This is a genomic window from Mesorhizobium sp. M0408, from assembly GCF_040321495.1.
Classification (GTDB): domain Bacteria; phylum Pseudomonadota; class Alphaproteobacteria; order Rhizobiales; family Rhizobiaceae; genus Mesorhizobium.
This window is the reverse complement of record NZ_JAMYRO010000009.1, coordinates 102,953-127,186: the sequence shown is the minus strand read 5'-3', so window position 1 is coordinate 127,186 and position 24,234 is coordinate 102,953. Positions and strand designations below refer to the sequence as shown.

Annotated in this window: 26 protein-coding genes; 12 read left to right on the top strand and 14 right to left on the bottom strand. The window is 63.0% G+C overall.

What is annotated here, in order from left to right:
- Window positions 1-30: 30 nt before the first annotated feature.
- Window positions 31-933 carry a sigma-70 family RNA polymerase sigma factor gene (locus tag NKI67_RS13145; RefSeq protein WP_352645519.1) on the bottom strand — a complete coding sequence of 301 codons (903 nt, stop codon included), beginning with the start codon at window positions 931-933 and terminating at the stop codon, window positions 31-33.
- 204 nt (window positions 934-1,137) lie between these two features.
- On the opposite strand from NKI67_RS13145, the gene NKI67_RS13140 reads away from it, so the two are divergent.
- The 7 genes from NKI67_RS13140 (at window position 1,138) to NKI67_RS13110 (ending at window position 10,233) form a co-directional block, all read left to right on the top strand.
- Window positions 1,138-2,544: a DHA2 family efflux MFS transporter permease subunit gene (locus NKI67_RS13140; RefSeq protein ID WP_352587156.1), complete on the top strand. Its 1,407-nt coding sequence runs from the start codon at window positions 1,138-1,140 to the stop codon at window positions 2,542-2,544.
- Window positions 2,545-2,978: 434 nt separating this feature from the next.
- Window positions 2,979-4,175: an acyltransferase family protein gene (locus NKI67_RS13135; protein WP_023677284.1), complete on the top strand. Its 1,197-nt coding sequence runs from the start codon at window positions 2,979-2,981 to the stop codon at window positions 4,173-4,175.
- Between the two features lie 2 nt (window positions 4,176-4,177).
- Window positions 4,178-5,281, top strand: coding sequence for a glycosyltransferase family 2 protein (locus NKI67_RS13130; protein WP_352645517.1), 1,104 nt, complete (start codon window positions 4,178-4,180; stop codon window positions 5,279-5,281).
- A gap of 6 nt (window positions 5,282-5,287) precedes the next feature.
- Window positions 5,288-6,316, top strand: a complete 1,029-nt coding sequence (locus NKI67_RS13125; RefSeq protein ID WP_502894491.1) for a glycosyltransferase family 2 protein — start codon at window positions 5,288-5,290, stop codon at window positions 6,314-6,316.
- A 9-nt stretch (window positions 6,317-6,325) separates the two neighbouring features.
- Complete coding sequence (locus tag NKI67_RS13120; protein WP_352645515.1) at window positions 6,326-8,113, top strand: ABC transporter ATP-binding protein; 1,788 nt, start codon at window positions 6,326-6,328, stop codon at window positions 8,111-8,113.
- Window positions 8,114-9,199: 1,086 nt separating this feature from the next.
- Window positions 9,200-9,415 (top strand): hypothetical protein, encoded by a 216-nt coding sequence (locus NKI67_RS13115; protein WP_023677289.1) that lies wholly within the window; start codon window positions 9,200-9,202, stop codon window positions 9,413-9,415.
- 113 nt (window positions 9,416-9,528) lie between these two features.
- On the top strand, window positions 9,529-10,233 hold the full coding sequence (locus NKI67_RS13110) for an SOS response-associated peptidase (protein WP_352569130.1): 705 nt from the start codon (window positions 9,529-9,531) through the stop codon (window positions 10,231-10,233).
- Here NKI67_RS13110 and NKI67_RS13105 read toward each other — a convergent pair.
- The 11 genes from NKI67_RS13105 to NKI67_RS13055 all read right to left on the bottom strand — a co-directional run bounded on the left by NKI67_RS13105 (window position 10,230) and on the right by NKI67_RS13055 (window position 19,139).
- Entirely contained in the window at window positions 10,230-10,490 is a 261-nt protein-coding gene (locus tag NKI67_RS13105; RefSeq protein ID WP_023677293.1) for a hypothetical protein, read from the bottom strand. The genes NKI67_RS13110 and NKI67_RS13105 overlap by 4 nt on opposite strands.
- A gap of 3 nt (window positions 10,491-10,493) precedes the next feature.
- Complete coding sequence (locus NKI67_RS13100; RefSeq protein ID WP_352569131.1) at window positions 10,494-10,754, bottom strand: hypothetical protein; 261 nt, start codon at window positions 10,752-10,754, stop codon at window positions 10,494-10,496.
- A 214-nt stretch (window positions 10,755-10,968) separates the two neighbouring features.
- Window positions 10,969-11,118: a hypothetical protein gene (locus tag NKI67_RS13095; RefSeq protein ID WP_023677295.1), complete on the bottom strand. Its 150-nt coding sequence runs from the start codon at window positions 11,116-11,118 to the stop codon at window positions 10,969-10,971.
- A 3-nt stretch (window positions 11,119-11,121) separates the two neighbouring features.
- Window positions 11,122-11,451 (bottom strand): DUF2934 domain-containing protein, encoded by a 330-nt coding sequence (locus NKI67_RS13090; RefSeq protein ID WP_352645513.1) that lies wholly within the window; start codon window positions 11,449-11,451, stop codon window positions 11,122-11,124.
- Between the two features lie 128 nt (window positions 11,452-11,579).
- A complete protein-coding gene (locus NKI67_RS13085) occupies window positions 11,580-12,212 on the bottom strand; it encodes a BA14K family protein (RefSeq protein ID WP_352645511.1) in 633 nt (210 codons plus the stop codon).
- Between the two features lie 179 nt (window positions 12,213-12,391).
- On the bottom strand, window positions 12,392-13,153 hold the full coding sequence (locus NKI67_RS13080) for an ABC transporter ATP-binding protein (RefSeq protein ID WP_352472198.1): 762 nt from the start codon (window positions 13,151-13,153) through the stop codon (window positions 12,392-12,394).
- A 37-nt stretch (window positions 13,154-13,190) separates the two neighbouring features.
- Complete coding sequence (locus NKI67_RS13075; protein WP_352645509.1) at window positions 13,191-14,189, bottom strand: ABC transporter substrate-binding protein; 999 nt, start codon at window positions 14,187-14,189, stop codon at window positions 13,191-13,193.
- A 58-nt stretch (window positions 14,190-14,247) separates the two neighbouring features.
- Entirely contained in the window at window positions 14,248-15,096 is an 849-nt protein-coding gene (locus NKI67_RS13070) for an ABC transporter permease (RefSeq protein WP_352645507.1), read from the bottom strand.
- A 40-nt stretch (window positions 15,097-15,136) separates the two neighbouring features.
- Complete coding sequence (locus tag NKI67_RS13065; protein ID WP_352645505.1) at window positions 15,137-16,501, bottom strand: LLM class flavin-dependent oxidoreductase; 1,365 nt, start codon at window positions 16,499-16,501, stop codon at window positions 15,137-15,139.
- Window positions 16,502-16,553: 52 nt separating this feature from the next.
- Window positions 16,554-17,111: an FMN reductase gene (msuE, locus tag NKI67_RS13060; RefSeq protein WP_023677302.1), complete on the bottom strand. Its 558-nt coding sequence runs from the start codon at window positions 17,109-17,111 to the stop codon at window positions 16,554-16,556.
- 735 nt (window positions 17,112-17,846) lie between these two features.
- Complete coding sequence (locus tag NKI67_RS13055; RefSeq protein WP_031211955.1) at window positions 17,847-19,139, bottom strand: Nramp family divalent metal transporter; 1,293 nt, start codon at window positions 19,137-19,139, stop codon at window positions 17,847-17,849.
- 235 nt (window positions 19,140-19,374) lie between these two features.
- On the opposite strand from NKI67_RS13055, the gene NKI67_RS13050 reads away from it, so the two are divergent.
- Window positions 19,375-19,680, top strand: coding sequence for a hypothetical protein (locus tag NKI67_RS13050; protein ID WP_023677305.1), 306 nt, complete (start codon window positions 19,375-19,377; stop codon window positions 19,678-19,680).
- Between the two features lie 227 nt (window positions 19,681-19,907).
- Here the strand turns inward: NKI67_RS13050 and NKI67_RS13045 are convergent, their stop codons facing one another.
- Window positions 19,908-20,762: an aldo/keto reductase gene (locus NKI67_RS13045; protein ID WP_031211956.1), complete on the bottom strand. Its 855-nt coding sequence runs from the start codon at window positions 20,760-20,762 to the stop codon at window positions 19,908-19,910.
- A gap of 229 nt (window positions 20,763-20,991) precedes the next feature.
- Between NKI67_RS13045 and NKI67_RS13040 the strand changes: the two genes are divergently transcribed.
- The 4 genes from NKI67_RS13040 (at window position 20,992) to NKI67_RS13025 (ending at window position 23,369) form a co-directional block, all read left to right on the top strand.
- Entirely contained in the window at window positions 20,992-21,627 is a 636-nt protein-coding gene (locus NKI67_RS13040) for an ankyrin repeat domain-containing protein (RefSeq protein WP_352587120.1), read from the top strand.
- 145 nt (window positions 21,628-21,772) lie between these two features.
- Window positions 21,773-22,162 carry an ArsR/SmtB family transcription factor gene (locus NKI67_RS13035; RefSeq protein ID WP_023677309.1) on the top strand — a complete coding sequence of 130 codons (390 nt, stop codon included), beginning with the start codon at window positions 21,773-21,775 and terminating at the stop codon, window positions 22,160-22,162.
- Entirely contained in the window at window positions 22,159-22,692 is a 534-nt protein-coding gene (locus NKI67_RS13030; protein ID WP_352587117.1) for an SRPBCC family protein, read from the top strand. Before NKI67_RS13035 ends, NKI67_RS13030 begins: the two co-directional genes overlap by 4 nt.
- A 101-nt stretch (window positions 22,693-22,793) precedes the next feature.
- Window positions 22,794-23,369 (top strand): dihydrofolate reductase family protein, encoded by a 576-nt coding sequence (locus NKI67_RS13025; protein ID WP_031211957.1) that lies wholly within the window; start codon window positions 22,794-22,796, stop codon window positions 23,367-23,369.
- Between the two features lie 64 nt (window positions 23,370-23,433).
- Here NKI67_RS13025 and NKI67_RS13020 read toward each other — a convergent pair whose 3' ends face one another.
- Complete coding sequence (locus NKI67_RS13020) at window positions 23,434-24,234, bottom strand: class I SAM-dependent methyltransferase (RefSeq protein ID WP_023677312.1); 801 nt, start codon at window positions 24,232-24,234, stop codon at window positions 23,434-23,436.

The following is a 24,234-nucleotide window of genomic DNA, read 5'->3' as shown; positions in this document are numbered from 1 at the left end:
GCAGTGTTCGGCATTATGAAACGCGAATTGCTATGCAAGCAGAGGCACCACCTCGGCGCCATCAAGCGTGTAGCGCGCATAGCGGAAATCGCGAATTCTCGCCAGTCTGTCGCCGGCCCATTCCAGCATGATGAAATATTTTAGCCCTCTGGCCGAGTCGTCCGGATCGATCACCAGAATGGCTGGCTGCCGATCCACCAGGCCTGGAAGCAGCCGCCAATCGTGGATACCCGCGTAATTATGGAAGTACCGGCCCACTTTCGTGCGGCCACTCGCCCGGAGCCGGTTGACGAGGTCAAGCCGGACGTCCTCGGCCAGCATGTCGCGGATCGCATCGAAGTCGCGGGCGTTGAACCGCTCTACATAGGCTGCCAGACGCGCCCGTTCGGCCTCGGCCAACACCGGCACAGGCCGATCGTGAGGCTCGCCGGCGACCTGGCGCAGGCGCAAACGGCCGCGATGCAGTGCGGCTTTCACCGCCGGAACGCTGCTGTCGATAATGTTGCCGACCTCTTCGATCGTATAGCCGAGCACATCCATGAGGATGACGCTGCTACGCTGCGTCGCGGGCAGGCGCATGAAGGTCTGCAGGCTTGCGGCTGCGGTGTGTCGACCCTCGGCCGACATACCGGGGTCAGGGATCATATCGATATCCTCAACGATATGCGCGGCATCCAACCTGGCACGACGGCGTAGGTGGTCGAGCGCGGCATTGTGCGCGATGCGAAACAGCCAGCCCTCGACATTGGCTATCGGCCCGGTCCCGGGGAACGCCTCGAGCGCCTTGACCGTAGCTTCCTGGACGACATCCTCGGCATCGATCACCGAACCGGTCATGCGGGCGCAATAACGGTGCAGTTTCGGCCGTAATTCGCCGAGCAGCCGGTCAAATGGCTCCCGTCCTTCTGGCGTGCCGATTGCGGATCCGGTCATCGCACAAGGGTCGATTTCATGCGTATCTCCCAGGCAGAGGCGCCCGCCATCGGGCGCAGCGTCCTATAGACGCTCGACGATGGCAAAAGGATTCGGTCGAAAAAACTTTCTCTAGCTGGAATCTTTTCATGATCCCTACGCGTCTCTGGATCATGGGCTCGTGAACTTGGCTAGCCCTTTGTTCAAGCCGGAGGCGCCATAGTCATGAGCAAGCAAAGTGCGGGATCAACGAAGGTCTGGGTTCTCGCCCTCACGTCGATAGGCTCCTTGATGGTCGTTCTCGATGCGATGGTTGTGGCGACCGCATTGAGCACGATGCGGGTCGAGCTCGATGCCTCGCTGGAGACGCTGCAATGGACGATGAACGCCTATAATTTGAGTTTTGCCGTCCTGCTCATGACCGGGGCTGCGCTCGGTGACCGGTTCGGCCGCCGCCGTACGCTCGTTGCCGGATTGGCGTTGTTCGTCGCAGCGTCGGTTGCCTGCGCGCTCGCTGGCAATGCCGGATTGCTGATTGCGGCCCGTGCGGTCCAGGGCGCAGGTGCCGCAATGGTCATGCCGCTGGCCATGGCGCTGCTGAGCGTCGCTTTTCCCCCGGAGGAGCGAGGCAAGGCGCTGGGTATCTTCAGCAGCATCACCGGCCTGGCCCTGATCATCGGCCCGATGGCGGGCGGTGCGATTTCCGAAGGGCTCTCCTGGCACTGGATCTTCTGGCTCAATGTCCCGGTCGGCATCGTTCTCATCCCGCTGGTGATGCGTCGGATTCCGGAGAGTTACGGGCCGGGCACGGCAATCGATGTCCTCGGCGTCGTGCTGGTAACTGCGGCGGCATTCGGAGTGGTCTGGGGCCTGATGCGCGGCAACATCGTGGGCTGGAGCAGCTCTGAAGTGCTGTCGGCGCTGACGGCCGGGCTGCTTCTGGCCATCGCATTCGTCCTTTGGCAGCTGCGTACCCGTGAGCCCATGCTGCCTTTGCGGTTCTTTCAGGCGCGCGCATTCTCCTCGGGCGTAGGGGCGAACTTCCTGCTCTGCGCCGCCATGTACGGGCTCGTGTTCCTGTTGCCGCAGTTTCTGCAGTTTGCCCAGAGCCGTGGGCCGCTCGGCGCCGGCATGGGATTGCTGCCTTGGACCGCCACGCTTTTCGTGGTCGCACCGATCGCCGGCAGCCTGATCAACCGCGTTGGCGAGCGCTGGCTTGTCGTGGCCGGATTGATCCTGCAAGCGGCTGGAATGGCCTGGCTGGCGCAGATCGCAGCACCTGATCTGCCCTATATCCAGCTAGTCGCCCCGCTGATCATTACCGGTGCCGGCGTGTCGATGGCCATGCCTGCCGCGCAGAACGCGGTTCTCAATGCGGTCGCCCGGCCGGAGGTCGGCAAGGCTGCCGGCACGTTCAACACATTCCGCTTCCTCGGTGGCGTATCCGGGATCGCGATCGCCGGTGCGGTGTTCGCCGGCACTGGAAGCTTCTCGTCCACCGACGCGTTCAGCGATGGCTTCACCTCGGCAATCGACGTCTCCGCTCTGCTCTCGCTCGCCGGCGCGCTCGTCGGATTGGGGCTCCCGGAGCGTCGCGCAGTGGTGCTCGCGAATGCCAGCAAGGAGGCGTAACTCGGAGGCGGGAAGCTTGCGCTTGCTCCCACTGTTGTCGCGTTAACAGCAGGCCGCGCCAGCGCAGCAAAAAGGTCGCCGAGCGTCGGTTGCCGGCCGGTCCTGTGGGGGGCATCTGTGTCCAGACCCAGATCTTGCGCGCCCGTGATGGCGGCGAACATGCTGCATCGCAGCACCCTGCCGCCGATATCGGCGGGCCAAGGGAGTGCGAGAAAATCGTCAAAAATGGACAATTCGGGCTGGTTCCTGCTGTTTTTGGCTTTTATTAGCCGTGCCTCACGTTCCTGTTTCAAATGTGTCAACTTTTTGTGTTGCGTTGCACAATGGTGGTCCTATTCTGCGCAAGGGGGGCGCTTCCGATTGGAATGCGCCGTGAACGAAGCCGCTATATTGACCGATTGGCAGTTTCGCCGTCCCGCCGGCGTACGTCACTAATGGGAAATGCGCGCGACACCCAATTGGACGCGCTGAGGGCCATCGCCGTGACGATGGTGCTGTACTCCCATTTCTTCGCGGCTGGAGGGTCCTCGTTCTGGGGCCATATCGGCGTGCGTCTGTTCTTCGTGCTGAGCGGCTTTCTGATCACCCGCCTGCTGCTCGAAGCCCGCTCGGCCGCCGAATTCGAAGCCGGACCGGCGCTGAGATCCTTCTATATCAGGCGGGCGCTGCGGATATTCCCGCCCTATTTCGCCGTGCTGGGTTTCGTCTGGTTGGTGGACCTGGAGCAGTCTAGAGGATCGCTGGTCTGGCATGCGTTCTATCTGTCGAATTTCTGGTACGCGGCGCAGAATGAATGGACGCCCTGGCTGCTCTGCCATTTCTGGAGCCTGAGCATCGAGGAGCAGTTCTATATCGTCTGGCCGCTGATCGTCCTGCTGGCGCCGCGCCGGCGCCTGGAATCGATCTGCATCGGCGTTATCGTGCTGTCGCTGGCCTATCGGTTTTATTGGCCGATCGCTGGAACGCCGGGTTTGGCACGCGACCTGCTGCCGCCGGCGTCGATGGACGCATTGGCGTCAGGCGCGCTGCTTGCCGCCTACCGGTCAAGAACAGCCGGCTTGCCGCAATGGCTTCGAAATGGCTGGCCGGGGCTCGCGGCGGCGTTTTTCGTTCTGCAGTGGTTTGCGCCGGCGCCGGCAAATCCGGTGCAGGAATGGGGCCTCTGGCTGCTGTTGCAGATCCTGCCTCTCGTACCGCTGGTGGTCATCGTTGCAAGCTGTTCGACAGGGGTTGGCGGCTATATCGGAAAACTTCTCGAACTGCCGCCGCTGCTTGGCCTTGGCCGCATCAGCTACGGCGTCTATCTCTACCATCCCATAGTGCTGGCGCTGGTCGTCAAATCGCAGCCGTGGATCCCGCTCAACGTCTCGGAGCAAGGGCCCGGGCGGTTTCTGGTGGCGGGAACGGCAACGCTCATGCTGGCTTCGGTCTCGTGGCTGCTTTTCGAGAAGCCGCTCAACAGCCTCAAGCGCCACTTCCCCTATGTTGCTCGAAAAGGCCGCGGCGCCATCCCGGCAGGCATTGACGTGGGCAATGCCGGATGGCTCGCGGCGGGAGCATATCTGGGCAGGCCGCTTGATGGTGGCACTTCACCGTTGCCACGCAAGCTGCGACGAACCGATCGGAGCTGATCATGGCTGCTCCCTTGGTGTCAGTTCTGCTGCCGATCTACAATGCGGGACCTTATCTCGCCGCTGCGCTGGGCAGCATCCTGCGGCAGGATTACGATCGTCTGGAGGTCATCGCCATCGATGACGGCTCGACCGACAACTCGCTGCAGATCCTGCAGAAATACCGCCAGGCCGACAGCCGCATCTCGATCATCTCACGCGAAAACCGTGGCCTGATCGCAACTTTGAACGAAGGCCTGGCCGTGGCGCGCGGCGATCTGGTCGCCAGGATGGACGCCGACGACATCGCCTATCCCCAGCGCCTGTCGCGGCAGGTCGCGCTGTTCAACCAGCAGCCTGACCTCGCTCTATGCGGCGCGGGTTTCGATACCTTGCTCGGCAACCGCGTCGTCAGGGGTTCGCCCGATCCGATATTCCAGGACAATCCGCTGCGTATATTGTCGATGTTCTTCACGATCTTCATGCATTCCACCGTGGTATACAACAGGAATGTCATAGAAGAAGATGTTCTATATTACGATACCAGCTACAAGCATGCCGAGGATTTCGACCTGTTCAGGCGGCTGACCGACCGCTACCCGGCGGCCATGATCCCCGAAAGCCTGATCGCCTATCGTATCCATGACGACAGCGTGACCAACAGGCACAAGCGCGAAATGCGCAGGACGCATTTGAAGATCGTCGCCGAGAACCTCGAGCGCGAAGGGCTCGTACAAGAGACGCAGGACCTCCGCGGCATCGGTGAAGTCCCGTCGATGGACACGGTTCGCCGTGCCGCCGAATGGATCCTTGCGCTTGAAGAAAGGATTGCCGCGCTGCCGGCCGAGACGAGGCCGAGCTACCAGGCTGGCACGCTGAACCTGTTCTATTTCCTCTACCAGCTGATATCGGGGGAAAGGCAGCCGCAGCTGATGCACGAATTCCTGACGCGGACGGCGAAATGGAAACTCATCCGGCGGCGCGAGCAGTACGTGTTTCGCACCGGTGCCTTCGCGCCGCGCTTCAGTCTCGCCTCGATGTCGGTCACCAGGCAGGTGGATGCCTTGTCGCGGTATCTGCAGTCCGTGCCGGCCGCGGCGGTTTTGCCTTCGAACCAGTTGAGCTAGCAGCGCATGTTCGTCAAATCCCATCAGCTCCAGCAGCGCGGCCGCTCGACGGTGCCGGCGGCCATGTCGCCCCGGCCGCAGCACGGGCCGGCACCGGAGGTCAGCTTCATTGTCTGCACACGCGACCGCGTCAACGTGCTCGAGCCTTGCATAAAGTCGATCCAGGCCGCGTGCCGCGCCTACGCTGCCTTCTCTGCCGAACTGGTGGTTGTCGACAATGGCTCGACCGACAGCACGGCCAAACGGCTGGCCGGCATAGCCGAACTTTCGGACATTCCGTTCACGGCCATTCGCGAGCCGCGACCCGGATTGGCGGCCGCGCGCAACGCCGGGCTGGAGCGGGCGCGGGGCCGCGTGCTGGTCTTCGTCGACGATGATTGCGCTGTCCACAAGGATTATCTGCGCGATCTGCAGCGGCACTATGCGGCCGGCGAACGGGTCATCCGCGGTGGCCGCGTCGAGATCGGCGATCCTCGCGACCTGCCGTTCACCATCAAGCGGTCGCCGGTGCGCGCGCGGCTTACGCCGGATGTCCATCCCGGCGGCTTCGTGCTTGGCTGCAACATGACGATGCACCGCGATGTTGCCGCCCGCATCGGCCGTTTCGACGAACGGTTCGGCGCCGGCGGCCCGCTGCGCTCCGCCGAGGATACGGACTATCTGGTGCGGGCGGTGCTGCTTGGGATTCCGGTCGAATATGTGCCCGACATGACCATCTATCACCATCACGGCCGGCGCGACCGCAAGGCCATCGAAAAGCTGCACCGCGACTACAGCATGGGTAATGGCGGGCTTTGCCTGAAACATATCCGCCACGCGCCGTGGCTGCTTCGGCATTGCTACTGGTCGATGAGGGCGGCCTTGCGCGAACTGGTGAAAGGCCCTCTGTTCGACCGTGAACTCAAGCTGTCGCACTGGCCGATCGTCGGCATGAATTTGCTCGGCGCAGCCAAATTCGCGGTGCTTTTGCTGGCGAAATCGCCGCAGCCGGCGCAAATGCGACAGGAGCAACAGGCAAATGCCGAGGCGAGGTGATCCGCCACCATGCGATTGATGCCGCCCAGCCTGCCGATGCTGCGCCGCGCGCTCGGAAGAAAGCAGTTGCGCCTGCTTCCTGCCGTGGTGGTGCTCGGGCTGCTCAGCGCCGCGCTTGAAGGTTTTGGTATCGGCCTGATCATTCCGTTGCTGAACATAATCATGGGGCAACAGGGGCAGACCGGCATGGCTGGCTTCTCCGCCGTCTTCCAGCATGTCGGATCGAGCTTGAGCGAGCGCGACCGGCTGATCGTCATTTCGGTCGCGATTCTCGGCTCGATCGTGCTGAAGAACCTGTTCGCCTTTGCCAACACGCTGCTGACCACCTTCATCTACGGCAAGGCAAGCCATTCGATCCGCAGCGCGCTGTCGGAGCAGCTGCTGCGGGTGGGCTACCCGTTCTTCCTGCAGCAAAGCCCCGGACGGCTGCTCAACATCATCTCCAACGAATCCTGGCGGGCCTCGGATGCCATCCAGATCACGCTGGGAGCAATCGTCAACGCGTCGGCCGCAATCATCCTCCTGACCTTCCTGCTGCTCCTGTCGTGGCAGATGACGCTGCTGGTGACGCTGGGGCTGGCGCTGGTCCAGGTCGCGCACGCCGTGCTGTCGGCCAATCTGAAGGCGCCGAGCCGCAGCGTCGCCTCCCGCAACAGCCAGCTCGCATCGCAGATGCTGCATCTGGTGCATGCCGGGCGGCTGATCCGCATTTTTGGCCAGGAGCAACGCGAGAAAGCGGCTTTCGACCAGGCATCCGACGCGGTGCGCCGGGCGGCGTTCGTGCTTTTAACCCGCCAGGGAGCGTTGCCGCCGCTGACCGAGGTTCTGCACGCCATGCTGTTCCTGGCGGTGGTGATCGGCGCCTGGTTCGCCAATGTTTCCTTCCCGCTGATCGTCGCCTTCGTCATCCTGCTCTACCGGCTGCAGCCCTACATGCGGTCGCTGCAAATGGCCTGGAGCCAGCTGCAGGGCCTCAGCGGATCGCTGGAAGAGGTGACGTGGATGCTGGACCCGTCCGACAAGCCCCAGCCGCCGCAAGGCAGCGCAGCGTTCCCCGGGCTCAGCCAAGGCATCAAGTTCGAGGACGTCACCTTTACCTATTCCGGCTCGGAGCAGCGCGCGGTGGTGCTGCATGCGGCGAGTTTCGATATCGGTAGCGGCCGCTCGACCGCGCTGATCGGCCGGTCGGGCGCCGGCAAGACGACGATCGTCAACCTTTTGTGCCGCTTCGTCGAACCGGATAGCGGCAGGATTCTCGTTGATGGATCGCCTCTGGACCGCATCGACCCCAGCCAATGGCGAAAGCACATCGCGCTCGCCAGCCAGGAGCTGGAGCTGGTCGACGGCACGATTTTCGACAACATCATCTACGGCCAGGACGCGGCCTCGGCCGATGACGCCGAGCGCGCGGCAAAACTGGCCGAAGCGCATGGCTTCATCGAGCAACTGCCGCAGGGTTACTGGACGGTCGTCGGCTATCGTGGCGTCAATCTCTCGGCGGGACAGCGGCAGCGGATCGCGCTGGCCAGGGCGCTGGTGCGCGATCCCGATATCCTCATCCTCGACGAAGCCACCAATGCGGTGGACGGCCTGTCGGAAGCGGCAATCGTCGAGACGCTCAAGTCGCGCGCCGGCCGTCGCACCACCATCGTCATCAGCCATCATCGCAGCACCATCTCGTTCTGCGACGACGTCGTGATCCTGAGCCACGGCCGCGTGAAAAAGCAGGCACCGTTCGCCGCCCTGGCGACGCTCAGCATGGACGAGCTTTACCAGCACGAGGCGCTGGAAGGCTGAGGGCGACCCCGCTGCATGCGCGCGCTGGGAGGTCGTCTCGGATGTCAAGCCAGGTCAAGCATCTCAGGGGCGAGGAAGACCTCCGCCATATGTCTCTACGGGATTTCTGGGATGATGAGTGATCCCGAGCTTACCCGCTTTCCATCTGGAGCGTACCGAACCAAGGGTCCGCCTGCCAAATCCAGCAATGGCAGGCGGACCCTAATCAGCGCATGAAGGGACTGATTCTGCGCCGATGTCTCCTCGAGGAGGTGACGCCATCAACTGAAGACGGGCGCAGTTGTTCCCGACGCCGGCCGTACACAAGACCATTGCGCAGGCAGGTCAGACTTAGGTCCCTGTAAACGCGCATCGCTGGCTGGAGTGAACATCGGATCGGCTCGGTGGTAGCGAAACTTCGGCCGGAGATAGATGCAGCCATTGGGTTCCGGGGCATGACCGGCTCGGCGCTGATGATGGGCGGCGATCGATCCCCGCACGACTGATGCCGAGGGGCGCTTGCAGTCCTGCGGAATACGCATCCACCGGCGCCAGTGAAGTTGTCCAAGCGGTACGGGCTCAGCGGTCGTCAAGCTGTTGCTAATATGCAGCACAGGCAGCGCTCTATGAACGGGGTCGCTTGGAACCGCTACCTCCGACCAACCGTTAGTGTCACAATGACAAACCAAAAAGTGAGGCTGATGATGGACCCGATGCAAAACAACACGTTGGAGATCTGGTGTCTTGCGGCCGTTCCGCTGTCGCTGCTCCTTACGGTGTTATTAGCCGGATTTATCCTTTAGCCGGACCCAAAGAGGCCGGCTGCGGACCGGGGCCTGGAAGATGAAAATGCCGGCCATTTAGGCACGCTAGGCGTCGCGGACACCTCGTAGCACCAGGCCGTGGCAGCCTTTCCAACATTGCCATCATAATCGGCTCTTTCGACCGGTCCGGTCGGCGGCGATTGCTCGCAGGCCCGTTGCGAGGGCGAGCATGCGAGCTCGTACGTTTTTTACACAATCTCTGATTGGTGGACTCGCCCGCCGCCATCGACGTTAATTTTGCGTTAGCGACAGGAGGGGGGAGATCGCTAACGGGAGGAAGAAAATGAAAGAAAACTACGATCTGACGATCGACTACGACGAACCTTACGACAACAAGCCTTACGATCTAGCCACATTCGCAAGGAAGCACGGGCTCAACATTCGAGCCGCCGAGCTTCTTCTTTTCGCCAAAGGCCCGTCTCGAGCGGCCTGCGATGCCGCGGCGAGGGCTTTTCTCGCGGCGGTAGCCGCACAAGCTATGAGACAATCGGCGCGGTAGGTCTCACAAAGCCATTGCTGACACGGCCTGCCGTGTCAGCAACCCAACGGACAGCGCTGGAAATTCCAGGCCGTTTCCAACAAGATGCCTGAGCATCCGGGAACGGCCTGAAAATGTGCAATCTCTACAACATCACGACCAGCCAGGAGGCTATCCGCCAGTGGACCCGCGCCTTGCGCGACATCCTCGGCAATCTCGAACCCTCCATCGACATCTATCCCAACCAGCCCGGCCCGGTGGTGCGCAACGCGCCGGACGGCGAACGCGAATTGGCCAATCTGCTGTGGGGCATGCCGACGCCACTGGAGCGGGTCAAGGGCAAGGCCGACTACGGCACCACTAATATCCGCAATCCGCAATACGGCCACTGGCAGCAATATCTCGGCATCGAGAACCGCTGCGTGGTGCCCGTCACCAGCTTCGCCGAGCCCAGCCCGACGCCCGGCGACAAGGACCCCGAGACCGGCATTCAGCGCAACTACTGGTTTGCACTCGGCGAGGACCGCCCGCTATTCTTCTTTGCCGGCCTGTGGACGCGCTGGCATGGCCTTCGCAAGGTCAAGGACCGCCCTGCCGATCACCAGGTCTATGGCTTCATGACGACCCAGCCCAACGCGCTGGTCGCGCCGATCCACGAAAAGGCAATGCCGGTGATCCTGGCCACGCCGGAAGAAACCGAGACCTGGCTGACGGCGCCATGGTCCAAGGCAAGGCATCTGCAGCGCACGGCGCCCGATGATGCGCTGGTGATCGTCGACAAGCCGGCGACGCAGATCAAGTTTCCGCAACAGGCGCCGGTGCAAGGCTCATTATTTTAGCGCTTGAACTTCTGCAGCACCCAGATGTAGCCCTTTGGCGGATGATCCTGGTCGATGAACTGCGTCTTCACCGTCGTGTCCTTGCGGCTGCATCGCTTGCACCTGAACCTGATCGCTTCCAGCGGCTTGTTCCAGCCCACCACCTGGGCCACGTCATTCGCCCTGAACCGTCCGACATGGTAGCAATGGCCGCACTCCACGATGAGCAGCATGTTGGCCTTGGCGGCACGCCCAACGCTGTCCATCGGCCCGGCCATGGCTCATTTCCGGGTCGAGTAATCCTCGGGCAGCGGAAGCAGGCCAAGCTCCGCCATCCGGTAATCAGGCTCCTTCTCCGCGACGCTGGCCAGCACCCCGTGCAATTTCTCGAGAAGCCCGCAAAGCTGCCAGAACAGCTCGCCATGCGCCTTCAGATGCAGCTGCGACGACAGCACCGTCTTGCGCAGGCTCAAAGCGTCCCTGATGATCGCCTCCGCATCCCTCGCCGACAGCCTGTCAAACCGGCTTTTTCGTCTGCCCATCGCGGCTCTCCTCGATTTGTGAGCAACCGCCCCGCCTACTGACAAATAGGAAGGCATTCCTCGCAGAGTCAATTCGCTCTTGACATTTTTGTTCCCGTTTTGTTCAATTTCAACAGGAACGCTGGAGGCACCGCCAAGGACCACATCGTGACGCTGGACAGCCGCCAGGAGGCTGCCCTCCGGCGCGGCTGCCTGGGAAGCGACAGCACTCCCCTCAATGCCTCTTGAAATACTGCACCTCGCGTTCGTGCTTTTCGGCGGCCTCGCGGGTATCGAAGGTGCCGAGATTGCGGCGCTTGCCGGTCTTTTCGTCCTTCTTGCGCGAATAGAGGCGGTATTTTCCGTCTTTGAGTTTTCTGATCATCTGTCACTCCCCGAGTTGCTGCTTCCCCTTGAGGTTGCGCGCGGCTTGCTCGATCGCCGCCCGGTCGTTGCCCAGCCTGTCGATCAGCTCCTGCGCCTGTTCGCCCGATATGCCGGTGCGTATCGCCAGGGCCTCCACCGTCAAAACGTCGGAGCTCGCGACCTCGCGGGTTTCCGGCAAAGCATCGCCTGCCGTCAGCGGCAGGGCTGCCTCCCTGTCGATCTCGGCCTCGGCCTGGTGCCAGTGCCGCTCGGGATCGCCATGGATCCCGCCTTCGCGTTCCCAGATCTGGTATGCGCGCTCACGAATCTTGTCTTCCCGGTCGTCGCCCATGTTGATTTCTCCTTTGGGTATCGGATGAACGCCACGCCAACCCGAACGATCCAAGAAATCTGCGTGATCGTTGGGTGGGGTCGCACAAGGCGCCATGCACTGCGGCCGCCAGCCACCCCACGGCCTGCCTACTCGCACTGCCTGCGCGGCCCGCCCGAATACGGCTGATAGCTGTTGTCCTCCGGTCGATATGACCGGTAGCGGCTGAAGCAGTATTGCACGTGGTCGAATGAGAGCTCGGCGGCGCCGGTTTCGTCCGATGGCGGGTAGCCCTCCAGTGACGACCTATCGCTCGCCTCGACGTAGCTGCCGTCATCGGTGATGTCGAGATAGGGCGAGATGCAGGGGCGCTGTTGTCCGCTGTAGGACGTGTAGCGGTTGTCGTCCGGCCGGTAGGAGCGGTAGCGGCTGGCGCACCATTCGACATGGGCGGCGGGTAGCGTCTGCTGCTCTTCCGCTGGTGGCTGGATAGAGCCGGTCGCGGTGATATCGGTTGTCGACGCTGCGGCATCGGCGGGTTTCGAGCTGCGATCAACTTCCGAGGTGCGAACGGGGACCGGGCGGGCCGGGAGGCGCTCCAGGCGCTGCGAGGCCGGGTTCACCGGTCGCGGGTCCCTGGTCCACAGTTCGGCGACGCTGGAGACCGGGGCGGCCGGCCGTACCGGCTTGGCTATTATAAGCCAGGTGGCGAAGGCGAGGCCGCTGGCGAATACGGCGAGCGTCAGCACGAAGCCGCCAAAGATTGCGAACAAAGCTTTCATGCCGCGCTCCTTCGCCTCCCGGTTAAGGAAATGCGGGGGCGGGGAATCCGGTTCCAGGAAGAGCGTGGGGGCAGGGCACTTAAGGGCACTTATAAGGAGGGCCCCTCTCCGTCTCGGCTTCGCCGAGACACCTCTCCTCGCTTCGCGGGGCGAGGAATCCAAGCCCTCTTAGGCGGCTTTCAGTGCAGCCCGAATTCGCGCAGCAGTTCCTCGCGGTAGCGCACGAAACGGCTTTCGCTGCGCTCGCGCGGGCGGGGCAGGTCGATGTCGATCAGGCGCGCCGCGCCGCCTTTCTCCTTGGGCAGGATCAGCACCCTGTCGGCAAGGTAGATTGCTTCCTCGAGGTCGTGCGTCACCATCACCATGGTGACGTTCTCCTCGCTCCAGATGCGCGCCAGTTCCTCCTGCATGCCGATCTTGGTCATCGCGTCGAGCGCGCCCAGCGGCTCGTCAAGCAGCAGGATTTCGGGCTGCACGGTCAAGGCGCGGGCGATGCCGACGCGCTGCGCCATGCCGCCCGACAGCTGCCGGGGAAACGCATCGCTGAATTCGGCGAGGCCGACCAGCGCGATATAGAAGCGCGCCCGTTCCTCGGCCTCCGCCTTCGGCACGCCGCGCACTTCGAGGCCGAAGGCGACATTGCCGAGCACGGTCAGCCAGGGCAGCAGGCGCGGCTCCTGGAAGATCACCGCACGCTCGGCGCCAACGCCGTGCACCGGCTTGCCGTCGATGGCGACGCCGCCGCTGTCGGCAGCCTCCAGCCCGGCTAGGATGCGCAGCAGCGTGGTCTTGCCCGATCCGCTGGCGCCGACGATGACAAGGCATTCACCCGAGCGGATGTCGAGGTTGAGGGTCCTCAACACGGCGAGCGAGCGCCCACTGATGCTGAACGATTTGGACAGGTCGCGTATGCTGACCTGACCGCCGCTTGTGCTGCTCATCGCGCTCGTCTCCCAACTGGTTGGTCGGTTGCTTTTGTCAGTTGGTCTTGGTTTCGCCCGGCCGGTAGAGGATGTCCGCTGCCTTCAGCTTACCCTTTGGCAGGCGGCCGTCGCGCTCGAGCACGCTGACCCAGAAGTCGATGTCGCGGTCCGTCGCCTTGGCGCCATGGCGCAGGCCGAAGCCGGTCCAGTAACGCGCCAGCTCGCCGTTTTCGCCGCGCTTGTCGAGGATGTTTGCCAGCACCTTGCGCGCTTCGTCGGGGTTCTGCAGCGACCAGTCGGAGGCGCGCGCCGATTGTTCGACGAAGTTGCGGGCGGCGTCGGGATGCGCGGCGATGAAGTCGCGCCTGAGCACGACGAAGCCGCCGGCCAGCTCGCCCAGCACGTCGGTGTCGTTGAACACGCCACGCACGCCGCCGTTGTCCACGAGGGCGCCGGCAAACGTCGCCTGCCAGTAGCCGAGCGCCGCGATGTCGACCTGACGGGAGCGCAAGGTCTGTTCGAGCTGCGGTCCGGGCACGACGACGAGATTGGCGGCATCCGGCGGCAGGCCGACGCTGTGCAGCGCCTCGCGCACGGTGTAGTCGAGATGGGCGCCGAGCGTGTTGACGGCGATGGTCTTGCCGGCAATGTCGGCGATCGATTTGATCGGGCTGTCGTCGAGCACGTAGAAGACGCTGCGCACCTTGCTGTTGATGCCGTTGCTCGGATAGACGGCGACGAAGTCGTTGCCGCCGGAGATCGAATTGATCACGGCGGCGGTTGCGGCCGATCCGATATCGACGCTGCCGGAGGCGAGCGCGAACAATGATTCCGGGCCGCCGCCGGAATAGCCGACATTCTCCACCTCGATACCGAGGCCTTTGAAATAGCCGAGCTCGCCGGCCAGCTCATGCGGAGAGATGCTGCCACGGCTGGCGAGGGAGCGGAACTTGACGGGTGCGGCTTCGGCAAAGGCGAAGCGCGGCAGGCCGGCGGCGAGAAGGCCGGCGGCGAAGGGCGCGCCGGCAAGCAGGGAACGGCGGGTGATTTTCATGGTCCGGGTCTTTCCTGATTTGAGTTCTGGCCTGGTTGAGATTGGTAAGGGCGGGTGGTCAGTCGACGGCATTGCTCCAGCGGCAGAGCCGGCGCTGCAGGCTGACCAGCGCCTGGTTGGCGATCAGGCCGAGGCCGGCGAGGATGACGATTGCCGCAAACATCAGCGGGATCTGGAAGTTGTACTGCGCGTTCATCACCTGAAAGCCGATGCCCTTGTTGGCGCCGATCATTTCGGAGGCGATCAACAGGAGCAGCGCCGTGGTGGCGCTGAGCCTCAGTCCGACGAAGATCGAGGGCACAGCGCCGGGCAGCACGACGCGGCGGAAGACGGTGAGCTGCCTGGCACCATAGACGCGGGCCATCTCCAGCAGTTTCGGATCGACCTGCTTGACGCCGCCGATGGTGTTGAGCAGCAGCGGGAACAGCGTCGCCCAGAAGATGACGAATACCTTGGACGCCTCGCCGAGCCCAAGCAGCAGGATAAATACGGGATAGAGCGCCAGCGCCGAGGTCTGGCGGAAAACCTGCAGGATGGGATCGAGCGCGGTTTCGACTGTGCGCACCTGACCCATGAACAGGCCAAGTGGGATGGCGACCAGCACGGCGGCCGCGAAAGCGAGACCGGCGCGCTGCAGGCTGATGGCGATGTCGCCGAGCAGAGTGCCGCCGGCCAGCCCCTTCCAAAGTGCTGCGACAATCATGTCGATCGGCGGCAGCACGGCCGCGTTGACCCAGCCCGCGCTGCTCGACACTTGCCAGATTGCGAGGAAAGCGATGAGGACGCCGTAGCGCGACAGGAAGCGGATGCCCGCCTGGCCACCGAGGCGCAGGAGGTCCGTGCCGAGGCTTGTCGTGCTGTCAGGCGTGCCGAGGCTGGCGGCCTGTTCGATGTGCTGCAAGGTCATCGTCTTGCCTCCTGCTTGGAAAATATCGGGCTTCTCGGGATTATTCGGCGGCCAGCACCGCCGAGCGGGCGGCGGTCCAGGGGTTTTCCGGCCGCCTGAGGCCGAGGTTCTCGCGCAGTGTCCTGCCTTCATAGGCGGTGCGGAACAGGCCGCGGCGCTGCAGTTCGGGGATCACGAGCTCGACGAAGTCGTCGAGCCCGCCGGGCAGCCAGGGCGGCAGGATGTTGAAGCCGTCGGCGGCTTCGTTGCCGAACCATTCCTCCAGCTGATCGGCGACCTGCGTGGCGCTGCCGATGACGGTATAATGGCCGCGGGCCGTTGCCACCCATTGGTAGAGCTGTCGGATGGTGAAGTTGTGCTCGTCGGCAATCTGGCGGATCAGCGCCTGGCGGCTCTTCATGCCTTCGGTCTCCTTGCTCGGCGGCAGCGGTCCATCGAGCGGATAGCCGGTGATGTCGAGCGTCTGGCCGGCCAGCCCGTTGAGCAGGGCGACGCCGTCTTCGGGCAGGATGAGATCGTTCAGTTGCTGGTACTTGGCGCGCGCTTCTTCTTCGGTGCGGCCGACGAAGGGTGCCACGCCCGGCATGATCAGCACCTGCTCGGGATTGCGGCCGGCGGCCGTCACGCGCGCCTTGATATCGCGATAGAATTCCTGCGCCGACGCCAGGTTCTGATGGGCGGTGAAGATGACTTCCGCCGAGTGGGCGGCGAGCTTGCGACCGTCTTCCGATTGCCCCGCCTGCACCACGACCGGGTACCCCTGCACCGGGCGCGGCACGTTGAGCGGCCCTTTCACGCTGAAATGCGCGCCCTTGTGGTCGATGTCGTGGAGCTTGTCCTTGTCGTAGAAGCGCCCCGATTTCTTGTCGCGGATGAAGGCATCGTCCTCCCAGCTGTCCCACAGCGCCTTGACCGTCTCGACATGCTCATGCGCGCGGGCATAGCGCTCGGCGTGGGCAGGCTGCGTCTCGCGATTGAAGTTGCGCGCGGTTTCGTCGCCGGCCGAGGTGACGACGTTCCAGCCGGCGCGGCCATTCGACAGATGATCGAGCGAGGCGAATTTGCGGGCGAGCGTGTAGGGCTCCTCGTAGGTGGTCGAGGCGGTAGCGATGAAGCCGAGATGCGTGGTGAGCGGCGCCAGCGCAGCAAACAGCGTCACTGGCTCGAAGCCAGCGATCTTGGCATTGCCGCCTTCGCGGGCGCCGAGCCCGACGGTCAGATTGTCGGCGAGGAAATAGGCATCGAACAGGCCGCGCTCGGCGGTCAGGGCGAGCTGCTTGTGGAACTCGAAATTGGTGGCGCCGTCGGCCGGCGCCTCGGGGTGGCGCCAGGCGGCGATATGCTGTCCGCCGCCGGGCAGGAAAGCGCCCAGTTTGATTTGCCTGGATTTGGTGGATCTGGTCATCGCGGCGTGCTCCTGGACGGATCGGAAAGGGGATCTCGGGTCAGTGGTGCGTTCAGGCGGCAAGGCCGACGCCGTAGGGCACCCCGGTTACACGGCATGCCTCGGCGACCGCCTGCCGGGCGCGGGCGTGGATGGCTTCCGACACCAGCACGCCATTGGCAAAATCCTTGTCGGAGGCGTAGATCGCGGTCGGCACGGTCAGCGCCTCGAAGAAGCCGAACAGCGGCCGCAACTGGTGCTCGACGATCAGCGAATGGCGCTCGCCGCCGCCGGTCGCGGCGAGGATGACGGGCTTGCCCCTCAGCGATGACGGATCGAGCAGGTCGAAGAAATGCTTGAAAAGCCCGGTATAGCTGCCTTTGAAAGTCGGCGAGCCGGCCACCAGGATGTCGGCGCCCAGCAGCCGTTCGACGATGTTGCGCGCCGCCGGGTCGAGATCGCCGAGGCGCCTTGCCTGCGGCAGGGACGCGCCGAGATCCTCGATGTCGAAGACGGCCGAGGCCGCGCCGATGCTTTCGGCGGCCTGCCCGACAATGTGGCTGACGAACGCCTTGGTCTTCGATGGCCGGGTCAAGTTGCCCGACAGCCCCACCACGAGCTTTTTCGACATTCCTGGCTCCCTCTCAAGCGCTCTATTTCAAGATCTTGGGTCTAGCGATCTATTTTAAGTCTAGAGAGTTTGTAGAATTAAAAGAGCGAGAAAATTTCAAAAGCTGGGTGATGAGCGAACTGAGTTTGCGGCACATCGCCCGCAATTGGTTCATTCAACGCGCCGCAGCGCGTTGCAAGATCCGCCGCAGCGCCTTCAGCCGCGATGGCGCAGCGCGTCGGATAGAGCGCATAAACAGCCGGCCGGACATATCAGGCAAGTCGCCCTCGGGCGCTCCCGGCGAGACGTCGGGGAACCATGTGCCTGTGGTACAATCCCTCGACGGCCTAGCGGTCCTCGGGGAGGATGCAAGCAAGGCACAGGCCACGGCGCTGGAGTGGCTCCGCGGCTGCGGTGAATCAGGTCAATTTGATTTAAATCCGGCTGTGGATATTTGCTTTTGGCTAAATCGAGGCGGTCATCTTGCCGGCGGGCGGGCAACAGGGAGATGCCTATGACAAGCGACTTTGCCGCCGCACACCTGCACCTTGAACGAGCCTGCCACTATTTGAGCGGCGAGGACGAGACGAGCCGCACGGCTCGTGCGGCTCTGGATCTCCTGATCGATGCAATTGTCGCAGCGCAATACAAGCGGCCGGTGGGAGATGTTGTGGAGTTTCCAAGGTCGGCAAAGCTGGGGCAATCCGCAAGCGGGAACGGGTAATCCAACTAGCGGCGTCCCTTGTCCTGCCGGATTTACATGAACCAGGTGGCCACCAGGCCGATCGTCGCCGAGAAGATGGCGGCGGTCGTTGCCCAACCGAGTATGTTGGTGCTGCGGCTGTTCACCTGCTCCCCCATGATCCTGCGGCTGTTCGTCATCAGCATGATGAGCAGCAGCAAGGGCGGCGTCGAGAAGCCCTGAACGATGCCGGACCAGACCAGCGCCTTCATCGGATTGAAGCCGAGGAAGTTGAGGCCGGCGGCGATCGCCGTAAAAAATCCGATGGCGAGATAAAATTTGGGCGCTTCTCGAGCCCGGGCGTGCAGGCTGTTTTTCCAGCCGATGGCTTGTGCCACGTCATAGGCAGCGCCGGTGGTCATGACAGGAACTGCTAGGAAACCGACGCCGATCACGCCTGCGGCGAACAGAACGCTTGCGGCCTGGCCGGCGAGTGGGCGCAGCGCCTCCGCGGCTTGCGCGGCCGTGTCGATATCGTGATGCCCCGCCTTGTAGAGCGTCGCCCCGGTCGACAGGATGATGAAATACATGATGAGATTTGAAAACGTCATGCCGATGAGGATGTCCCGGCGCGAGCGGCGGAGTTCGCCGGCGGTGGCGCCCTTCCTTTGCCTGAGCGTCGTTCGCCCTTGGGCAATCTCCTCCTCGACCTCCTCATTGGACTGCCACGTATAGAGATAGGCGGACAGCGTCGTACCGATGATGGCGACCAGGATCGACAGGAACTCCCGGTTGAATTCGATCCTGGGAAGCAGCGTTCCGCGCAGCACCGCCGCGGCATCCGGCTTGGCCAGAATGGCGGCACCGACATAAGCGAGCAGCGCCAGCGCCAGCCAGCGAAAGATGTTGCGGATCAAAGTATAGGAGCCGAAGACCTGGAGGGCGAAGATGAGGGCGGCGACGAACAGCACGATCAGCGGAATGGGAAGCGGCACGAATATGTTGATCGCCGCCGCCATTCCACCAAGATCGGCCGCTGCCTCGATGGTGTTGCCGACGAGCACACCCAACAGCACCGACCAGAGCAGCCACCGCGGGTAGAAGTCCTTGATGACGTGGAACAATCCGCGCCCCGACACCTGGCCGAGCTTCGACGACAGGTAGACGACCGCGTACATCATCGGCAACGTCACCGGAGCCGTCCAGAGCAGGTCGGGTCCGAAACGGGCGCCGGCACTGGCATAGGTGCCTATTGCGGAACAATCGTCGTCGGCCGCCCCTGTTATCAGTCCGAGGCCGAGCGCTCGTCCTATGCCACCTTTGCCCTCCTTCGGTGGGATGGAATGATCGGAACCGGCCTGCCTCATTGCGACCGGACCGGGTTGCGAACGAAAGACGCGGCCTGCCATGCAATAATGGTAAGGATCGGTCGCGGCGCTGGTCTCATTTTGCTTCCTTCACAACTTGCCCAAACCCGGCGTGCCATGACTTGTTCCGCGACGACGGGACAGGGGTTTTGTCTCAGGCAAAAAAGTTCGGGTTGACCGCTTCCGAACGCGAAGCGACTATTCGTTCGAGGCGAAGATCGCAGGAGGAAATGCAATGGACGAGCCCGGTCAGTGGCGCCACATGTCGAGCGCGCCAAGGGACGGCAGCAGAATCCTTGTCACGGTTCGGCCGTCCGAACAGGGTCCGGCCGAGGTCGACATGGCTTACTGGGCCCGCGCCGATCAGTTCGGCAGCGAAGGCTGGCGCGCCTCCGACTCGTCTCCAGGACGCATCGTCGAATATGCCGAACCCGAACTGAAGTGCTGGATGCCGCTGCCGTCGGCCAATCTCAGCAAGGGATCGATGCCGAGCCCCTGGGAGGGCGAAGATGTGCCGCTGGTGGATGGCTCCGGGATATGAGCTAGCGGGAAGGGTAGTTTTGATCGCTGCCGGGACAGCGCCCCCCTCTGTCCTGCCGGACATCTCCCCCACAAGGGGGAGATTGGCCCTCATCGCGGCCTTCGCTAATCTCCGACGCTGCAAGAAGGGCGCGGCTATTGAAGCTGCCGATCTCCCCCCTTGAGGAGATGTCCGGCGGGGCAGAGGGGGGTGTGAAGGAATGCCAACGTCCGGGTTGGCCCGCCTCGTTAGAACAGGAATGCGGCCGTGGCGGGGTTCGGGCCGGTGCGGCCGTCGGGCGAATCCATGCCCCGGATAAGCTCGAGGTCCTTCGCTTCCAACTCGAAATCGAAGACCTCGAAATTGGCGGCGATGCGGTCCTGGTGGATCGACTTTGGAATGACGATCAGCCCTTCCTGAAGGTGCCACCTGACGATCGTCTGCGCCACCGACTTGCCGTGTTTCCTGGCGATGGTTTCAAGCGTCGGATTGCTCAACAGCCGGCCGCTGCCCAGCGGGCTCCAGCTCTCAATGCGGATGTTGTGCCTGTCGTGGAATTCACGTTTGTCACGCTGCTGGAAGCGGGGGTGGAGCTCGATCTGGTTGACGGTCGGCGTGACGCCGGTCTCGCCGATGATCCGTTCGAGGTGGTTCTGGTTGAAGTTCGAAACGCCGATCGACTTGATCCGGCCTGATTGCCTGAGTTCGATCAGCGTCTTCCAGGCCTCGACATATCTGTCCTGGCTGGGCACCGGCCAATGGATCAGGAACAGGTCGATCTGTTCGATGCCGAGCTTGCTCATCGTCTCGTCGAAGGCGCGCAAGGCGGCGTCGCGCTGATGTGCGCCGTTGCGCAGTTTCGAGGTGATGAACAACTCGCTTCTCGGCACGCCGGCCGAGCGGATCGCCTGCCCGACACCTTCCTCGTTCTGATAGCCTTCGGCGGTGTCGATCAGCCTGTAGCCGGCCTCGATTCCCCAGCGCACCACCTTGGCGGTGATGGCTGGATCGACCTGCCATACGCCGAGGCCGATTTGCGGAATGGCGGAGCCGTCGTTCAATCTGATCTGTTCAGGTCTATTCAGGGTAATCTGTTCAGGCATGTTCAGGTCCTTCTGCATCGTTCCGCCCGGCGCAGGCTCTATCTAGTCTGAATGGCCGCCAAAGCCAGTCGATATCAGGAGAATGTGAGGAGACGGACGTGAAGCGCTGATCCTCCGCTTCGGGCCGACAGCTCTCTGTGACCCACGGGCTCCAGGGAACTCAATGCAGGACGACCCCACTATCGCGGATTCTGTGGTATTCTGTGAACTATCCGAGGAGGCGACTGCGTTGACCAACAGCTTGGAAGCCGAAGGGGCAAGAGACTGGTCGCCCCTGCTGGTCGCGGCAGAACAAGGCGATGCGGAGGCGGTTCGATCGGAATTGGCGGCTGGCGCCGACATCAATCAGTCGGACGACGGCGGCTGGTCTGCACTTCACCTTTCAGCCCTCAATGACCGCACAGCTGTGGTGGAGGCGCTGATCGAAGACCCGGAAATCGACGTGAATTCCAGAAACAAGTGGAAGAGCACGCCCTTGAGCCTTGCGTCGGCCAAGGGACATTACGCGTGTATCTCTGTCCTCGTGAGACACCCCCAAATAGAGATCAACGCGCGAGCTGACTACTACGGCAGAACGGCTCTTATCGAGGCGGCGAAGAACGGGCATCTCGAAGTCGTCAAGTTGCTCGTGGTGAATGGCGCGGAAGTAAATCTGACCGACAAGACGGGGAGAAACAACGCGCTCATCGAGGCTATCAAGGGGCGGCACTACGAGATCGCGGAATACCTGCTGGATTCTGGGAAAGTGAGCTTTATCAACAAAGAGATGAGGCTAAACGCCCTGATCTGGGCTGGCAGCTGCCACAACCCTCAGCTTATCGAAAAGCTGGAAGCCGCGATCCACAGTTTCTTCGACGGCAAATAAGGGCCTCGCCCTTGCTGTCGCGGGGCGCGTCCGTATCTCCCGTCACGTCGACACGCTCGATGGCGCAAACGGCCCCGCGGCGCTTCACAAAAATTATTCAACCAAACGGTTGACTATCTCAAAGCGTGCGTCTATATTCAACTACATGGTTGAATTAGAGACACCCCAGATGGACGCGGTTTTTCACGCCCTTGGCGACGCCACCCGGCGGCACATGCTTCGCGATCTCGCCGATGGCGAGAAAACGGTAAGCCAGCTGGCGGAACCCTTCGTGATGTCGCTCGCGGCGGCCTCCAAGCACATCAAGGCGCTGGAGAACGCAGGGCTTATTCGTCGAGAGGTGAGGGGCCGCACGCATCTGTGCCGACTAGCCCCTGGACCGCTGGCCAGCGCCCATCAGTGGCTCAGCTTCTACGAGCGCTTCTGGACCGGTCGTCTCGATGTTCTCGAACGCCTTCTTCGCGAAGAGGACGCACGCAAAGCCCAGGATGAGTCCAGGAAATCGCCCAACCCGAAAGAAGGAGACGAGCAATGAACCAGATGAGAACCATCGACGCCTATGGCGAGCTGAGCGAGCCCGCCACGTTCACCATCCAGCGCCTCTTGCCCGGCCCCATCGAGCGCGTCTGGGCCTATCTCACCGAGAGTGACTTGCGCCGGCAATGGATGGCCGCGGGCCAGATGGAAATGAAGGCCGGCAGCTCGTTCGAGTTGGTCTGGCGTAACGACGAGCTGACGGACCCGCCTGGCCAGCGACCCGCGGGCTTTCCCGAAGAGCATCGGATGGCGGGCCGGATCACCGAACTCGATCCGCCGCGCAAGCTTTCCATCACCTGGGGAAACACCGGCGGCGTCTCCTTCTTGCTGGAGGCGAAGGGTAGCGATGTGCTGCTCACCGTCGTTCATCGCCGCCTGCCGGAACGTGCAATCCAGCTCAACATCACGGCCGGCTGGCACATACACCTCGACCTGCTGGCCGCCCGCCTGGCGGGCAAGACGCCGACCTCGTTCTGGGACGGCTGGAGCCGCCTGCGGGAAGAATACGACCGCCGCCTGCCGGCCTGATGTAACTCGCGGCGGCCATCCCTGAGGTCGCCGCCAGCAACACGAAGCAACGCTGAAACGATGAAACGTGCTTGCATCCCGCAAGCCTGATGGAGGAAGTCATGCGCAAATTGATCGCTGGAATGAAGATTTCCATCGACGGCAAGATGGAGGGGCCCGAGGGTTATGCCGATTGGGTCGACGCGTGGTCGGACGAATACGGCCTGACGCCGCAAATCGACGCTTGCCTGCTTGGCAGCGTCATGTATGCCGGCTACGAGCGCTACTGGAGCGCCATCCAGAACGAGCCCGACAAGCCGCTGCCGATGACCGGCAAATTGCCGAAGCCGGCCGAGCTCGAATGGGCCCGCTTCGCCGCGCAGACGCCGCATTATGTGCTGTCGAACACAATGACTTCGGCGGCCTGGCCAAAGACGCGCTTCGTGCGGAATTTCGAGGATATCGCTGCGCTGAAACAGCAGCCCGGCAAGGACATCTACCTTATGGGCGGCGCCCGAATTACCGCGAGCCTTATCGATGCCGGGCTGGTCGATGAACTCAGGCTGATCGTCTATCCGCTGCTCGCCGGTGACGGAAAGGCGCTGTTTGGAACGGCGAAGAATCGTCGTGGGCTCGAACTGCGCAAGGTCGAGCAGCTTTCGGACGGCCGCGTCGGGCTGGTCTACGGGATCGGCTAAAGCGCGTCGCGTTCGATCGGCCTCATGCGACGCGCTTTTTGCGCGGCATGCATTAGCGCCAAGGTCAGGCAACGACGCCGCGGCAGGCCCAGGCGACATTGGCAAAGGACCTCGGGCCGTCGGGCCGGCCGGCCTCATAGGCGTCGCGCATGGCGGCGTCGGTGCGCGCCCGCTCTTCCGGGTCGAGCGTGGCCACATACTTACCGAGCGGCCCTTCGCCGGCGGCAATCGGCGCCCAGTAATCATCGAAATTTTGGTAGTCCATGCGGATCATCAACTGGGTTTCCGTAACGTCGCGGAGACCCTGTTCGACAAAGGTCCGTTTCATTTCACCCGGCTGCATCATCGGCTGCGTGCAATAGCGGGCACGCAGCTGGCGTCCGCCTTCACTGAGCACCGCCACCGTGTCGATCATCATGCGCATCCCCGGCATGCCGCCGAGATGGTCCCATACCGTCGCCGCGACGACGCCGCCCGGCCGCACGACGCGGCGCATCTCGGCGACTGCCTTGCCGGCTTCCGGCACGAAATGGAGCACGAGCAGGGCTAGGGCACGGTCGAACGCGCCATCCTCAAAGGGCAGGGCGCAGGCATCCGCCTGACGGATTTTTATCCGCGGATCGGTGTTGCGCCGGATTGCCTCCTCGACGAAAACGGCCGAAAAGTCGATCGCCGCGACCTCACCGAGGTCAGCGGCCTTGACGAGCGCGAAGGTCAGACTGCCGGTGCCGCATCCGACGTCGAGGATCTTTTCGCCGTCCTTGAGGCCCGCGAAGCCGATGAACAGCGGCGCGAGCTTTTGGCTCCAGCGGCCCATGAGCTGCTCATAGCCGGCAGCATGGTGAACGTTGAAACTTGAAGTCAT

Bases quoted from the DNA above. Each gene is read 5' to 3' on its own strand.
- NKI67_RS13085 (WP_352645511.1), bottom strand. From the start codon at position 12,212: ATGAAAGCTTTGTTCGCAATCTTTGGCGGCTTCGTGCTGACGCTCGCC.
- NKI67_RS13080 (WP_352472198.1), bottom strand. From the start codon at position 13,153: ATGAGCAGCACAAGCGGCGGTCAGGTCAGCATACGCGACCTGTCCAAA.
- NKI67_RS13020 (WP_023677312.1), bottom strand. From the start codon at position 24,234: ATGACTTCAAGTTTCAACGTTCACCATGCTGCCGGCTATGAGCAGCTC.
- NKI67_RS13075 (WP_352645509.1), bottom strand. From the start codon at position 14,189: ATGAAAATCACCCGCCGTTCCCTGCTTGCCGGCGCGCCCTTCGCCGCC.
- NKI67_RS13100 (WP_352569131.1), bottom strand. From the start codon at position 10,754: ATGGGCAGACGAAAAAGCCGGTTTGACAGGCTGTCGGCGAGGGATGCG.
- NKI67_RS13030 (WP_352587117.1), top strand. From the start codon at position 22,159: ATGAACCAGATGAGAACCATCGACGCCTATGGCGAGCTGAGCGAGCCC.
- msuE (WP_023677302.1), bottom strand. From the start codon at position 17,111: ATGTCGAAAAAGCTCGTGGTGGGGCTGTCGGGCAACTTGACCCGGCCA.
- NKI67_RS13110 (WP_352569130.1), top strand. From the start codon at position 9,529: ATGTGCAATCTCTACAACATCACGACCAGCCAGGAGGCTATCCGCCAG.
- NKI67_RS13035 (WP_023677309.1), top strand. From the start codon at position 21,773: ATGGTTGAATTAGAGACACCCCAGATGGACGCGGTTTTTCACGCCCTT.
- NKI67_RS13145 (WP_352645519.1), bottom strand. From the start codon at position 933: ATGACCGGATCCGCAATCGGCACGCCAGAAGGACGGGAGCCATTTGAC.
- NKI67_RS13025 (WP_031211957.1), top strand. From the start codon at position 22,794: ATGCGCAAATTGATCGCTGGAATGAAGATTTCCATCGACGGCAAGATG.
- NKI67_RS13055 (WP_031211955.1), bottom strand. From the start codon at position 19,139: ATGAGGCAGGCCGGTTCCGATCATTCCATCCCACCGAAGGAGGGCAAA.
- NKI67_RS13070 (WP_352645507.1), bottom strand. From the start codon at position 15,096: ATGACCTTGCAGCACATCGAACAGGCCGCCAGCCTCGGCACGCCTGAC.
- NKI67_RS13105 (WP_023677293.1), bottom strand. From the start codon at position 10,490: ATGGCCGGGCCGATGGACAGCGTTGGGCGTGCCGCCAAGGCCAACATG.
- NKI67_RS13095 (WP_023677295.1), bottom strand. From the start codon at position 11,118: ATGATCAGAAAACTCAAAGACGGAAAATACCGCCTCTATTCGCGCAAG.
- NKI67_RS13125 (WP_502894491.1), top strand. From the start codon at position 5,288: ATGTTCGTCAAATCCCATCAGCTCCAGCAGCGCGGCCGCTCGACGGTG.
- NKI67_RS13115 (WP_023677289.1), top strand. From the start codon at position 9,200: ATGAAAGAAAACTACGATCTGACGATCGACTACGACGAACCTTACGAC.
- NKI67_RS13065 (WP_352645505.1), bottom strand. From the start codon at position 16,501: ATGACCAGATCCACCAAATCCAGGCAAATCAAACTGGGCGCTTTCCTG.
- NKI67_RS13135 (WP_023677284.1), top strand. From the start codon at position 2,979: ATGGGAAATGCGCGCGACACCCAATTGGACGCGCTGAGGGCCATCGCC.
- NKI67_RS13140 (WP_352587156.1), top strand. From the start codon at position 1,138: ATGAGCAAGCAAAGTGCGGGATCAACGAAGGTCTGGGTTCTCGCCCTC.
- NKI67_RS13120 (WP_352645515.1), top strand. From the start codon at position 6,326: ATGCGATTGATGCCGCCCAGCCTGCCGATGCTGCGCCGCGCGCTCGGA.
- NKI67_RS13045 (WP_031211956.1), bottom strand. From the start codon at position 20,762: ATGCCTGAACAGATTACCCTGAATAGACCTGAACAGATCAGATTGAAC.
- NKI67_RS13130 (WP_352645517.1), top strand. From the start codon at position 4,178: ATGGCTGCTCCCTTGGTGTCAGTTCTGCTGCCGATCTACAATGCGGGA.
- NKI67_RS13090 (WP_352645513.1), bottom strand. From the start codon at position 11,451: ATGGGCGACGACCGGGAAGACAAGATTCGTGAGCGCGCATACCAGATC.
- NKI67_RS13050 (WP_023677305.1), top strand. From the start codon at position 19,375: ATGGACGAGCCCGGTCAGTGGCGCCACATGTCGAGCGCGCCAAGGGAC.